An 11,735-nucleotide genomic window follows, 5' to 3' on the forward strand; every position below is an offset into this window, starting at 1 on the left:
AAGCCCGCTGGCCAATCCGCGCCGGGTCGCGCTCGGGCTGGACCAGAACCGGCTGTCCATGCTGCTCGCGGTGCTGCACCGTCACGGCGGGGTGGGTCTGTTCAATCAGGATGTCTATGTCAACGTGGTGGGCGGCGTGCGTATCGCCGAGACCGCCGCCGACCTGCCGGTCATCATGGCGGTGTTGTCGAGCTATCGCGACCGCCCGCTGCCGCTGGAGTTGGCGGCGTTCGGCGAGGTCGGACTGTCGGGCGAGATCCGCCCCGTGCCCAACGGCCCCGACCGTCTCCGCGAGGCGGTCAAGCACGGCATCCGCCGCGCTATCGTGCCCAAGGGCAACGCGCCTAAGGAAGGTGTCGAGGGATTGGAGATCGTGGCGGTGCGGACGCTGGGAGAGGCGCTGGAGGCGGGAGCCTGATGACACCGGACACGGACGGCTGGCGCACAGGGCGCGCGATCCGCCGTCACCGGATACTCATGTCCCCCATCTTCTCGGGCCAGCATAAGGTCAAGTCGGCCATCAATGGTTGACGGAAGGGCAGTCGCAGACTGTCGATGGCCGTCACGGCATGTCGCCGTGCAGTGTCCAGCCAAAGGGATAGCGCCTCCGGGGATCGTTCGCAGGCGTCTGGCCCCGGCTCTCTGTGCGCGACCCGGCATCGATTGAGGATTTCCAACACCTCCTCGTCCCGGATGAGCACCAACTCACCGGCGGCATCGACCGTGACGCCAGCAATCACCTGACGCACCTGCCCGCTTTGGCTCGTGACCGCATCCATGAAGCGGAACACCGCCAATGGTTCGGGCAGCCCGTTCACCAAGGCCAGCGACGCCTCCCAGTCATCCGCCTGAGCCAGCGCCTGATCGAAGACTTGGTGTCCCACCCCCACGATCCGCTTCGCCTCCTCGTTGTCTTGCGGATGACGATGAAAGATCAGCCCCTCGTAGCGCGTGCGGATACCGGGCGAGGTGAGCCAGACCTCCGGGGTCTTGAAGCTGAAGACACCATCGTCATGCTCCGGTCGGCGACGGTTGCGGACCAGCATGCCGTGGAAAAAGGGCATCAGATCGGGCAAATCCTTGCGCGGCACATCGGCGAGTTGGGACAGGTCGAAGCTCTGACAATGCCCGACGAGGTCCAGCACGGTGGAGATTGCCGCCCGCCCGCCGAGGCTCCGCGTTTTGGCGTCGAACCAGTCGTCCAACCGTTCGGGGCGCACGCCCTGCCCCTCGCCAAACAGCTCGTTGAAGAAGCCCGGCCCCGCCATGCCGAGCACCATCTGCATCAGATCCTCCGGCTCGTCCATGGCATGCCCCAGGGCATCCATGATATGCCTGAGTTTTTGTTCGAGCTTGCCCCAGATCCGCGCTTCCACCGTGCTTGGGTTGCGCAGGGTGACGACCTCCACCGGCTGGGTCTGACCATAGCGATTGAGCCGTCCGACCCGTTGATGCAGACGCATCGGGTTCCACGGCAGATCGACATGGATCAGGGTATGGCAGCGCGCCTGGAGATCGATGCCTTCGCCGCCGGCCTCGGTCGAGACCAGAAAGCGAATCCGCCCCTGGTTGAAGGCGTCCGCGGTGGTCTCGCGATTTCCGGTCAACTGGGTCTCCTGACCGGACGGCAGACGCACCCCGACGAGACGGTCATCGCCATTGATAAAACCCACCGCATCCTGACCGAAGCGCGCCATCAGGGTCGAGACCACGAGCGCCTGAGTGGCCTTATATTCGGTGAAGAGCAGGACCGACCGCTCGCTAAAACGACGATCGATCAGTTCCCCAATCCGCAAAATCTTGCTTTCCTCCGTGATCGGCTCGGCCGCCTCGATCAGTGCGCGCAGGTGCGGCAGCTCGTCGGCCATGAGCTGAAACCTCACCTCGTTCTCCCAACGCAAGAATGCATCGAAGACTTCGGCATCCGCGTCATCGTCCTGACGTTCGAGCAGCGCCTGTTCTTCCCGAAATTGCGCCACCTGCCGTTCCAGGTTGGCGAGACGCCGGCGCAGGGCCGAACGAATCGCGGCCACTGAACTGGAGGCGATCTTCTGCATCGCGATCAGCACCAGCGTCACCTGGCGACGCCCGCTTTGGTCCAACCCGGACGCATAGGCGTGACCGGCCATGATGAAGCGGGTCAGAAGCTGGTAGAAGTCCGCTTCCGCCTCGCGATAGGCGTAGGTTTCCGGATGATTGGTGACGGGTTGGAACAGGCGCCTGCCCGCCATGTCCGTCACCTTCTGCTTGAAATTGCGGATCAGCACCGGGCGTAACCTTGGCAATTGCTCCGACTCCGGGCGCCGGGGGCTGAACATGTCCGGTTGCAGCAGGCTCATCAGGGACCAGAAGCCATAGGGTTTGCCGCGATGGGGCGTCCCCGTGAAGAACAGGCAGGAGTCCACCCGCTCCTCAGTGACCAGCCGCTCGACGAACCGATAACCCAGGGTCTTGCCCGTGTCCTCATCGGCATTGAGGTGATGGGCCTCGTCGACGATCAGCATGTCCCAGCGCGGGGCGTCCAGCAGACGGTCGTGTCGCCCCTTGCGGTCGGCCCGCAGGGTTGGCAGCGAGGCGACCACCTGATGGTGAGTGCTCCAGAAATCGGCCTTGGGGGTGTCCACGTCTGGCCGGTACATGGACAGACGGATATCGAACAGGGTACGCAGCCGGTCCTGCCACTGTTCCACCAAGGCCGCCGGGGTGAGGATCAGCAGTCGCCGGACCTTGCCGCTGGAGAGCAGGGGCCAGAGGATCAGCCCGGCCTCGATGGTCTTGCCCAGCCCCACGTCGTCCGCGATCAGTAACCGGATCGGCCACTGTTGCAAGGCGCGATGACAAACCCAAAGCTGATGCGGCAGCAGATCGATCCGCGAGCGCGAGAACACGCCCCAGGCATCGTTGAGTGACCGGATCGCCGCCGCCTGCGTCTTGAGCGTCACCTCCAGCGCCGGCGACCAATGGCCCAGCCGCACGGCGTCGGCGAGCGCCATCCGTCGCGAGAGAATCGCCGCTTCGCAGGACTCGATCCGATCGCCGAAGCGGACGATAACCGTCCCGCCCTGATCGAGGATGACGCTGCCGGTGCCGAAACCCGGATGCTGAACCTGTTGGTCTTTTTCGAACATGGGGACTCCGAGCGCATTGCCACGCTCAATCAAAGATCGAGATAGATCACAGCAAATCCTGCTCGCGCAGTTCGGCGACGGTCGGGCCGGACAGGGGCTGGCCGGATGTCACCCAGTGATGCAAGTCGGACCAAACAGCGGGGCTGGCGGCGCGTTCGATTTCCGGCACGATGCGCGCCACTGGACGCCCCTGGCGGGTAATGAGGATCTCTTCGCCCGACTCGACGACACTGACAAGTGACGCCAGATGAGATTCGGCATAGGCAAGCGTGGTGGTTTTCATGTGACTTGATCCTGGAATAGTTGCCCTGCATGAAATTGCGGATCAACGCCGGGCGACGCTTGTTGATCTCGGAACCAACGGTGGGGCTGAGATCGGCATAGAGGATCTCACCACGTTTCATCGGACAGTCCATCGCTCAGTGTCGCGTCCCAGTCGGCTGCGTCAGTGATCGCCGCCTCGCGATAAGCCGATTCCAGTTCCTCGTCCCGCAGCTTGCGCAGGGCATGCTCAATGACTTGCGAACGGCTTTTGATCGCATAGGTGGCGCGATAACGGTCGATCAGCGTAATCGCCTCGGGCGTGAGTGAAATGGGGAGTTTTTCGGCGCGCACGGGATATTTCTCCATCGGTTGCGACTGTTCAAAGCCTTTCCAACGCATCCAGCATCGACCATGCCTGCCAACCGACTTTGCGAGCGGCATCAAGATCATTCTCCGAGATCGCAACGCCGATCTTTTTGAGTGGCCAGGCAAGTTCGAGTTGCGCGACAACATGGCCGCTCGAATCTTTCAGTGCGTAACCGATGTTGGGCGGTGGCATTTGTTTGGCGCGACACCAATGCAAAACGCCATGCACTCCGGTATCTGCAATTTCGAAAATATGACTTCGAGGTACGGCCGCGCTGGGGGGGGTTGGTGCAGGCCGAACGCGATCAGGCGCAAGCCCAGCCGCGACCCACCGACGCCCGGGAGTGCGTACGGGAACGAAGTGCGCTGTATCACCCCGACGACCTCTCCACCGGAGTTGTGGGGATACCTCAGGGCCTGTCCTGGTTTTCCCCCTACCTGGCCTTGGACGTGGCGCTGGACCTGAGCCTCGATGGCCCGACCGATGACGTCAATCTTTCGCCACGACGGTATCGTAAAGCCCGTAATGGGTCAGCGCCTCATGGCTCTCAATGCCCGTGTAGCGAAGCGACGCATCTTCATAACGTCGGAACGCGAAAACAGCCTGGTTCATTTGTTCGGTGTTGAATACCTTCAAGCGGACGAGCAGATCGAAGTCCTGCACAGTCAGGCCGGTGACGGCACGGAACAAATCCGGTTCCAGTTTGGTGATGACATCCTGGAGCGTGTTCTCGCGGAAATCGGTGAGGTACATGAACGCCGGAATACGGGTGGCGAACTTGATCAGCTTTTCTTGCACCAGCTTGCGCTTCGATTTGTATTCCTTCTCTTCGGCGGAGAGTTCCTTTTTCTCCTGAGCCGACAAATCCTTGTCCTTCGCCTTCTTTTTGAGTTCCTTGACCCGCTCGCTTTTGTTGATGATGGTCTCGATGATGTTGTCGCCTAAGCTCCGCCAGCCCTCGATGCGCTCTACGGCAGACATCGCTTCGGGGTTGTCCATGATGCGCCGCAGTGTGCCGTTATCCACGTTCACCAGCAGTGCGCTTTCCCACTTGCGCGCCAGCAGCGTGGCCGAGGTGCCTGCCATCGCGATGTCGAGAATGCCGCCCGCGTCAATCTGCGTCATGTTCGCACCGTCGTAAGCCAGCACGGGCAGGAAAGACACGAGATCCTTGACGGCGTTCTCCGGGTTCGACTCGTTGGGCGACAGGCCGATGCCGTACTCCGAAAGTTGCCGCAGGGCGCGGGTCGGCGCGAAGTCGAACACGAAACAGACCGGCTTGAGAATTTCCTCCTCGTGCGGGTTGTCGCCGTTAGGATTCTTGATAGACCAAGGCGATTGCACGCGGAACGCCGCCTGGAAATAGGTCTCGGGCGATTTGAGATTGCGCAGCATCAGGATCGATGACCACTGCGGGACCGTCACGCCGGTGGTGAGTTTGCCGCAGGAAAGCGTGATGCTCTTGGTCTCGAATCCGCTGCCGATGGCGTGACGCACGGGCGGTAGTGCTTCCAGTCCAATGCCCGCTTGTGCGCCAGCGGCCACGATCACCCGGTAGTCATGCCAGAACGTGTTGTGCTTTGCTGCCAGCAGTTTGGCCATCGCATGGCAGGCCGCGACGTTGGGCAGAAACCAGAACGCATGTTGCAGGTACGGCAGCAGGCGCACATCGGAATACGGGAATGGGGGCCGCGTACCCGTCTTCAGGTGCTCGACCGATTTGTCCAGGTAGCCGCCGCGAATGATGTCGAGCCACTTTTGCACATCGCTTTTGTGTTTGAACTCTGCCGTTGTGCCGGTTCCCGATGCCTCGAAGAAGGTATTGAGGTCGAACTCGTCGAATTCCCCGCCGCTGGCAATCACCAAGAGTTCATCGGGCATCTGGTAGGTGAGCAAGCGCATTTGCGGCAATGCGGCGTAGGGGTTGCGCTGATTGGGATGCTCGATCGCAAAGGCGGCTTTGGCGCGTTGTTCGTCGGTATAAGTCCAGTTGAAGATTTGTTCTTCGATGAATTCGCCGGTCGCCAGCGCCTTGAAGGGCGTGCCGGACAGGTAGAGATACGCTCGCGTGGTGATCGGCAGGAACGCGGTTTCGTTCTCGGAGAGCACGGTGAGGTCTTCGTTGATGCCCTCCAATCCACCGGCGTATTCGAGTTTGGTTTCTTTTTTGGCGATGGCCTCGTCTTCACCCTCGAACAATTCTTTGGCGGTCTCGCGCCATGCGCCGAAGTGGTATTCGTCGAAGACGACGAGATCCCAGTTGATCGTGTGGAGCCATTCATTTTTCGGCTTGATGTTGCCGAGGGAATCGCGGCCAAGCACATCCTGAAATGAGCCGAAATAGACGACGGGTTTTTGGCGGTCGATCTGCGTCGGGTCGCTACCCGATGAGCGCGACAGATATTGCCAGCCGTCGAAGTCGGCATGGCTTTCGAGGTCGGTCTGCCAGGCGTCTTCGACGGCGGGTTTGAAGGTGAGCACCAGTACGCGCTTTGCGCCGAGTGTCTTGGCTAATTGGTAGGTGGTGAAGGTTTTGCCGAAACGCATCTTGGCGTTCCAGAGAAAACGCGGCGCGGCGTTCTGGTTTTCGGCCCAGATCGACCGGTAGTAATCGCAGGTCTTGTCCACCGCCTCGGCCTGCTCGCGGCGCATCGGGAAGGTTTCGTGATGCGTTCCCGCGAACCGCTGGCCGGTGCGCAATTCGGTGAGTACGGTTTTCACATCCTTGACCGTGCAGCGCATCCATTCCAGTTGGACGTTCGCGAAGCCCTTCCTGACCAGTGCCGCGCGCACTTCGTGGTCGCTGAAAATGCTGCCGTCGTTACGCTCGGCGGATTCGTCGAGTTCGATGCGGTAGTTTTTGATGGCGGCGGTCTTGAGCTGCTCGGCGACACGCTGCTTCACGTCGCGTGTGGTTTGCCCGACCTTGAGAAGCCCTTTGTGCGCCGCGTCGGCAATCGAGTAGGCGTAGAGGCGCGGCCGGGCTTCTGGTTTAGGCGCGAGGATTTCTTCGATGGGCTTATTCATCCGCGTCACGCTCTTTTTCAAGCGCCAGAGCAAGACGCAGCGCCTCGCTTTCGCGTTCAATCTCCGTGCGAAGTTCTTCTTCCGTGGGCAACACCAGCTTGTAGCGGCTGGCGAACAACTGTTCGCTGCCATTCAGCACGGAGTAACGCACCACTGAATGATCCTTGGCCTCGCACAGCAGGATGCCGACCGTCGGGTTATCGCCCTCGTTGCGCTTCAGGTCGTCGTACATGCGCACATACATGTCCATCTGGCCGATGTCCTGATGGGTCAGCTCGCCGGTCTTCAGGTCGATCAGCACGAAGCATTTGAGCAGGTAGTTGTAGAACACGAGGTCGATGTAGAAATCCTTGCTCTCGGTGCTGACGCGCTGCTGGCGTGCGACGAAGGCAAACCCCTTGCCCAGTTCCAGCAGGAAGGCTTGCAGTTTGTCCATCAAGCCCTGTTCCAGGCTGGATTCCAGCACGCGGCCCGCGCTCGGCAAGCCCAAAAATTCCAGCATGACCGGATCGCGGACGAAAGCGCGTGGTGAATGTTGCAGACGCGCCAGATGTTCCCGCGCCTCGTCGACAACCGCCGCCTTGTCCTGGCTGAGTAGCAGGCGTTCGTAGTAGAGCGTGCCCATCTGCCGCTCCAGCGCCCGCGAACTCCAGTTCTGTTCGGCGGCCTCGTGCATGTACCACTGGCGTGCCGCTTCGTTGTCCAAGCGCGTCAGCAGGCGATAGTGCGTCCAGCTTAATTCGTGACGCAGCGCGTCACACTTTTGAAAAGCGAGATAAAACAGCCGCATATAGCGTAGATTGGAGGCGTCGAAGCCTTTGCCGAACTCGTGCGTCAGTTGCTCGGCGAGCATGGGCAAGAGCCGTTTGCCATACGCAGCGCGTACCTGCCCGCCCTGCTCGAATTCGACGATGTGACGGCCGATTTCCCAGCAGGTGCGCACCTGAATACTGTCCACGGCACACAGTGCCTGGGTGCGCGCCTGTGCGATCAACTGGCGCAACTGGCCCAGCAAGGGCGCGGCGCTCGTGGCCGGGTTCTGGGCTGAAGTTTCGTCGATGGGTTTATTCATCGGCACTGTCCTTAAGGAAGCTGAAGCGAGAAGCCGTGCGGGGAGCCGGTACTCGCCGGGTGGCTTATCCTCGACGGCGACTGTTCGCTCAAGGGCGCTCCAGATTCTCCACCCGCCGGGTGGATTTTCCGGGGCGGGATCAATACAGTACCCGTCGGGTACTGTATTGGTGCTGCCGCGATCACTCGCGTACTGTAAACAAGGTAAAACTTTCTGAAGTTCTGGAGATTGGGTACGGAAAAACCATGACCGTAGCGCTGCGCCAAGTGCCCGGACAAGGTTTCCAGAACCTGCTTGCCGTACCCCGCCCGCTGCTCGCCCCGCTGCAATTCTTCGACAATCTCGCGCCCGATCAACCAGTAGGCGAGCACCATGTTCGTGTTCACCGCCCGGACGACATTGCCCCGCGCCTGTTCCAATATGGATACGACGCGGCCAAAGAGCACGTCGGGTTTGGGGGCGAGGATTTCTTCGATTGATTTATTCATTTGGTGGCGATACTCACTCATTTCGCCCTAATCGCATGCCTTGCTCTTCCACCAGTTTCCACCACAGACTGTTGTCGTTAATACGGTATCTATATTCGCCAGATTTGTATCCTTCTTCGCGTGGTCCTTCAACATGAACGCCAGATGTCTTAAACTCCGTGGCCATCTCATGATCGTTGAAGTAGACACGTAACTCGGCCCCCCATTTGTTAATTTGGCTTTGATAGTGTTCTGGTGTTCCCGGTGACACCACGATGCCAGTCGCTGCATAATAACGTTTCTCAAACGTCACTCTCCCACTCGGCGCAACTTCCGCTTCAAGCAGTAAACCTATTTTTTTTGTAGCCATTTTCTTTCCCTTTTTTCGGAATAATCACTCATCTTGCGCGACGCGATTTTCGAATGATTTAATCTTTGACTCAATGAACGAGATTTCATCCGCAGTAAGTCCGTACCGCTTAGCTAGTTTTTCATCCGTCCATTCTTCGTTGACATCGAGCATTGGAACAAAACCATAAGTAGATTTCGTGAGGTGGTGCGAATACATGAACTGCGCCATCAGGAACCGGAAGAAGCGTGTTTTCATGTATGTCACCAAGTTGATTGCCTCTTGCTTTGTTTTGTATGCCCCGACAATAAGGTATGTTTCGGTGCAAATGGTTTCAGGCGGGAGAATGTCAATTTTGGAAAGCACTCTGCGTCGCCCATCTTTACCTGGACTGCCAGCGTGGTCGTAGCCGACATAGGAAGTAATGACTTTCCACTTGCCAATTAACTCTATCCCTACTTTAACTTTACTGCGTGGATACGGCCCCTCACCCTTTTCCCAGCGAAGAATCAAGTCGCCCGATTTCTCTGGGCGAATATTAGTAGGAATACCGAAAGGCTTTCTGGAAGACACCTGCTCGCTCATCAGGGCTTCTTTTTTGATGAGGACTTTGCGGATGATTGGCACTGCGGCGCTGTGCCTCACAAATGTTGGGAACTCATCTAAGCGCCGCTCAGCAACTGCGGGGGGAATGTCTCCGGCAATATTCGTCACCTCGCACAGACCTTCCGCATCACGTTCCCACAAAAAATAACAAACCCCTCCGGCAAGATCGATACCGGGAAATGCGTCTTTTGCGTTTTCGTAGTCAACGAGCTTACGGATATGCTCGTCGCCTAACATCGTTGCTCTAAACTCGCTAAGTCCTTTCCCGCCCCCAAACCACCGCGAAGGAATAACCATCGTCAGAAAGCGTGGTTCGAGTGCCTTCGCCTGATCAACGAATTTGTTGTAAATAGGCATGGCGCTCGCGCCAAATCCGCCATCGTTCAACTGATAGGGAGGATTTCCGATAATCACATCAAATTGCATGTCGCCTCCAAACAACTCGGCAATCCGAGCCTTGACATTTTTGGTGTGAATGAACGCATACGCATGAGTTTCCAGTTCTTCCCCACGGTCGAGAGTACTTTGACTTGCACCACAAAAGCGGCATTTGCCATGCGCCCATGTATGTTTCACGCGCTCAAACCAGATATGGCCCGCATCATTCTCGAAAGATCGGGCAATGGAATGCTCGCCATTGGCATCCTTCGAGCAATACACGCTGCGCCTCGCCAGCAAACTGGTCAGCTTCGTAATGCCGATGCCGAATAGCTGTTGGGTCAGGATGTGATCGACACGGGCCTGGAGGTCGGGCATCTCGTCCGCCAGCCCCTTGACGAGACGACTGGTGATCTCGCGCAGAAACACGCCCGACTTCGTGCAGGGATCGAGAAAGCGTACCGTCTGATCGGCCCAGAGATTCGCTCCGTCATGGCTGCTCGCCCAGGCTTCGGCCAGCGTATCCAACATCCGGTTAGCGAACTCAGGCGGCGTAAAAACTTCGTCGTTAGATAGATTCGCAATGCAGGTCAGCACATCGGGATTGCGCCCCCGCAACGAAAAACTTGCCTGCTCAATCATCCCTTCGCCTCCAAGTGCAAAGACGCCAGATCGTTCACCGTCATCGGCGGATAGGTTTTGGTCGGTGTAAAAATTTCGTGCTTGCCGAGGTGCGCGAAGAGCGAGCCTTCTGCGCTGAAGGCTGACATACCGGTCAGCACGTCAAAACGGAAATCGCGCCGTTGAAACTTGCCCTTTCCGAGGTAGCCCCATTCCGCAAAGGTGATCGGTTGTCCATCGCTGACCCGCATTTTCAGGGCGTCGCCATGGACGAGATTCCACGAGAGCACGTAAAACGCTGCCCGGTACAGGTCGTCCGACGCCGCGATCGTCAGGTACTCAGCGAAGATCTCCAACAGGTTCGCACGGCACTCGGCGATGTTGTCCGCCAGCAGTTCGATCCCGTAGATCGACATCAGCGCATACAACGCAAAGTGCCGCCGCTCGAAATCCGATTGGCCATATTTGCGTTCGACGGCAGCGAGCTTGCGTTGCAAAACCCGAACCAGAAAATTCCCGCTCCCGCACGCCGGCTCAAGAAAACGGGAGTCGATGCGCTCCGATTCGTCCTTGACGAGGTCGAGCATGGCCTCGACCATCCAGGCGGGGGTAAAGACCTCCCCGTGGTCGGTGACACGCTGTTGAGATTTGATTAGGGACATGAGCGGAAAACGTCTGGCGGTGACTCGGATGGGTTTTGCATCCTACTCTCCCGCATCTGGCGACAAACCGAAAATCTCAATTCGCTCGCGCGACCGACGGCAATCGCCTGCGCCAGGTCTTGCAGTCGTTGCCAGTCGGCGGCATCGACGACATCCCAATCCGGGTGAAACTCCAGCGTCCAGGGCGACAGACTGTCGCGATGCAGGATAACGCCGTCCCAGGCCAGATAGAAAAACGCCTCGCACAGATGGAAGACGCTTTTCATGCCGAGGCCGAACTTGCCGATGGTCGTGGCGTCACCGGCTTTGCTGTTGATGCCGAACGAGGCCAGATTATCCAGGTCGCCCGGTTTGAGCGGGCCATCGTTCCATACCCACAGGCCCGGCCCGGTCAGCAGGGGATGACCGGCGTTCGCAAAACCCGCGTGCCGTCCGAAGACCAGGGCGCTGGCGACTGCGTCATCCGCGTTCTGAATCAATTCCTTGAGAATGGGAAAGCCGTTGTCGTACTCGTACCGCTCCCGCAGGTTGTTGGCGATCTCGTTCAGGATGGAGACATTGAAGCCTTTCATGGCGCGTTCCTTTTGGATGCACTGATTGATCCGTACAAGCGACGCGGAAAGGTACCTTCTTGATCAGGAACAATCCATCTCCCCTGCAATCGGCGCCGGGCTCGGTCTCGCAGGTGCGCGACGCGGCGGCGCAGCTGGTGCGCTTCGCCAAGCGGCAGGACACGGTGGTGTTTCTGGTCGGGCATGTGACGAAAGATGGCTCGCTCGCCGGACCGCGCGTGC

Annotated in this window: 12 protein-coding genes and 2 pseudogenes; 2 read left to right on the forward strand and 12 right to left on the reverse strand. The window is 59.0% G+C overall.

The window, feature by feature from the left end:
• A partial coding sequence (locus tag QZY07_RS25870) for a magnesium chelatase domain-containing protein (RefSeq protein WP_295409065.1) occupies window positions 1–418 on the forward strand: 418 nt, incomplete at its 5' end.
• A 46-nt stretch (window positions 419–464) separates the two neighbouring features.
• Here the strand turns inward: QZY07_RS25870 and QZY07_RS25875 are convergent.
• The 12 genes and pseudogenes from QZY07_RS25875 to QZY07_RS25930 all read right to left on the reverse strand — a co-directional run bounded on the left by QZY07_RS25875 (window position 465) and on the right by QZY07_RS25930 (window position 11,513).
• A complete protein-coding gene (locus QZY07_RS25875) occupies window positions 465–3,128 on the reverse strand; it encodes a DEAD/DEAH box helicase (RefSeq protein ID WP_295409068.1) in 2,664 nt (887 codons plus the stop codon).
• A gap of 46 nt (window positions 3,129–3,174) precedes the next feature.
• Window positions 3,175–3,411 carry a type II toxin-antitoxin system prevent-host-death family antitoxin gene (locus tag QZY07_RS25880; protein ID WP_295409070.1) on the reverse strand — a complete coding sequence of 79 codons (237 nt, stop codon included), beginning with the start codon at window positions 3,409–3,411 and terminating at the stop codon, window positions 3,175–3,177.
• A 76-nt stretch (window positions 3,412–3,487) separates the two neighbouring features.
• Window positions 3,488–3,544, reverse strand: a pseudogene (locus QZY07_RS25885) (hypothetical protein); the annotation flags it as partial.
• A complete protein-coding gene (locus tag QZY07_RS25890) occupies window positions 3,519–3,743 on the reverse strand; it encodes a CopG family transcriptional regulator (protein ID WP_295409072.1) in 225 nt (74 codons plus the stop codon). The pseudogene QZY07_RS25885 and the gene QZY07_RS25890, both read right to left, overlap by 26 nt.
• Before the next feature lie 28 nt (window positions 3,744–3,771).
• Window positions 3,772–3,951, reverse strand: a complete 180-nt coding sequence (locus QZY07_RS25895; protein WP_295409074.1) for a hypothetical protein — start codon at window positions 3,949–3,951, stop codon at window positions 3,772–3,774.
• A 297-nt stretch (window positions 3,952–4,248) separates the two neighbouring features.
• Window positions 4,249–6,786, reverse strand: coding sequence for a DEAD/DEAH box helicase family protein (locus QZY07_RS25900; RefSeq protein WP_295409076.1), 2,538 nt, complete (start codon window positions 6,784–6,786; stop codon window positions 4,249–4,251).
• Window positions 6,779–7,858: a PDDEXK nuclease domain-containing protein gene (locus QZY07_RS25905; protein ID WP_295409078.1), complete on the reverse strand. Its 1,080-nt coding sequence runs from the start codon at window positions 7,856–7,858 to the stop codon at window positions 6,779–6,781. Before QZY07_RS25905 ends, QZY07_RS25900 begins: the two co-directional genes overlap by 8 nt.
• 11 nt (window positions 7,859–7,869) lie before the next feature.
• Window positions 7,870–8,367 carry a DUF1016 N-terminal domain-containing protein gene (locus tag QZY07_RS25910; RefSeq protein WP_295409080.1) on the reverse strand — a complete coding sequence of 166 codons (498 nt, stop codon included), beginning with the start codon at window positions 8,365–8,367 and terminating at the stop codon, window positions 7,870–7,872.
• Complete coding sequence (locus QZY07_RS25915; RefSeq protein ID WP_295409082.1) at window positions 8,360–8,695, reverse strand: hypothetical protein; 336 nt, start codon at window positions 8,693–8,695, stop codon at window positions 8,360–8,362. Before QZY07_RS25915 ends, QZY07_RS25910 begins: the two co-directional genes overlap by 8 nt.
• 24 nt (window positions 8,696–8,719) lie before the next feature.
• Complete coding sequence (locus tag QZY07_RS25920) at window positions 8,720–10,300, reverse strand: Eco57I restriction-modification methylase domain-containing protein (RefSeq protein ID WP_295409084.1); 1,581 nt, start codon at window positions 10,298–10,300, stop codon at window positions 8,720–8,722.
• Window positions 10,297–10,941 carry a DNA methyltransferase gene (locus QZY07_RS25925; RefSeq protein WP_295409085.1) on the reverse strand — a complete coding sequence of 215 codons (645 nt, stop codon included), beginning with the start codon at window positions 10,939–10,941 and terminating at the stop codon, window positions 10,297–10,299. The genes QZY07_RS25920 and QZY07_RS25925 overlap by 4 nt, the downstream gene beginning before the upstream one ends.
• Complete coding sequence (locus QZY07_RS25930) at window positions 10,932–11,513, reverse strand: hypothetical protein (protein WP_295409086.1); 582 nt, start codon at window positions 11,511–11,513, stop codon at window positions 10,932–10,934. Before QZY07_RS25930 ends, QZY07_RS25925 begins: the two co-directional genes overlap by 10 nt.
• Before the next feature lie 83 nt (window positions 11,514–11,596).
• Between QZY07_RS25930 and QZY07_RS25935 the strand changes: the two are divergent.
• Window positions 11,597–11,735 (forward strand): annotated as a pseudogene (locus QZY07_RS25935) (DNA repair protein RadA); the annotation flags it as partial.

The organism is uncultured Thiocystis sp., assembly GCF_903866365.1.
In the GTDB taxonomy this organism is placed as follows: domain Bacteria; phylum Pseudomonadota; class Gammaproteobacteria; order Chromatiales; family Chromatiaceae; genus Chromatium.

Coding starts and splice junctions, on each gene's coding strand:
- QZY07_RS25875 (WP_295409068.1), bottom strand. CDS start 3,128: ATGTTCGAAAAAGACCAACAGGTTCAGCATCCGGGTTTCGGCACCGGC.
- QZY07_RS25880 (WP_295409070.1), bottom strand. CDS start 3,411: ATGAAAACCACCACGCTTGCCTATGCCGAATCTCATCTGGCGTCACTT.
- QZY07_RS25895 (WP_295409074.1), bottom strand. CDS start 3,951: ATGCCACCGCCCAACATCGGTTACGCACTGAAAGATTCGAGCGGCCAT.
- QZY07_RS25900 (WP_295409076.1), bottom strand. CDS start 6,786: ATGAATAAGCCCATCGAAGAAATCCTCGCGCCTAAACCAGAAGCCCGG.
- QZY07_RS25905 (WP_295409078.1), bottom strand. CDS start 7,858: ATGAATAAACCCATCGACGAAACTTCAGCCCAGAACCCGGCCACGAGC.
- QZY07_RS25910 (WP_295409080.1), bottom strand. CDS start 8,367: ATGAGTGAGTATCGCCACCAAATGAATAAATCAATCGAAGAAATCCTC.
- QZY07_RS25915 (WP_295409082.1), bottom strand. CDS start 8,695: ATGGCTACAAAAAAAATAGGTTTACTGCTTGAAGCGGAAGTTGCGCCG.
- QZY07_RS25920 (WP_295409084.1), bottom strand. CDS start 10,300: ATGATTGAGCAGGCAAGTTTTTCGTTGCGGGGGCGCAATCCCGATGTG.
- QZY07_RS25925 (WP_295409085.1), bottom strand. CDS start 10,941: ATGTCCCTAATCAAATCTCAACAGCGTGTCACCGACCACGGGGAGGTC.
- QZY07_RS25930 (WP_295409086.1), bottom strand. CDS start 11,513: ATGAAAGGCTTCAATGTCTCCATCCTGAACGAGATCGCCAACAACCTG.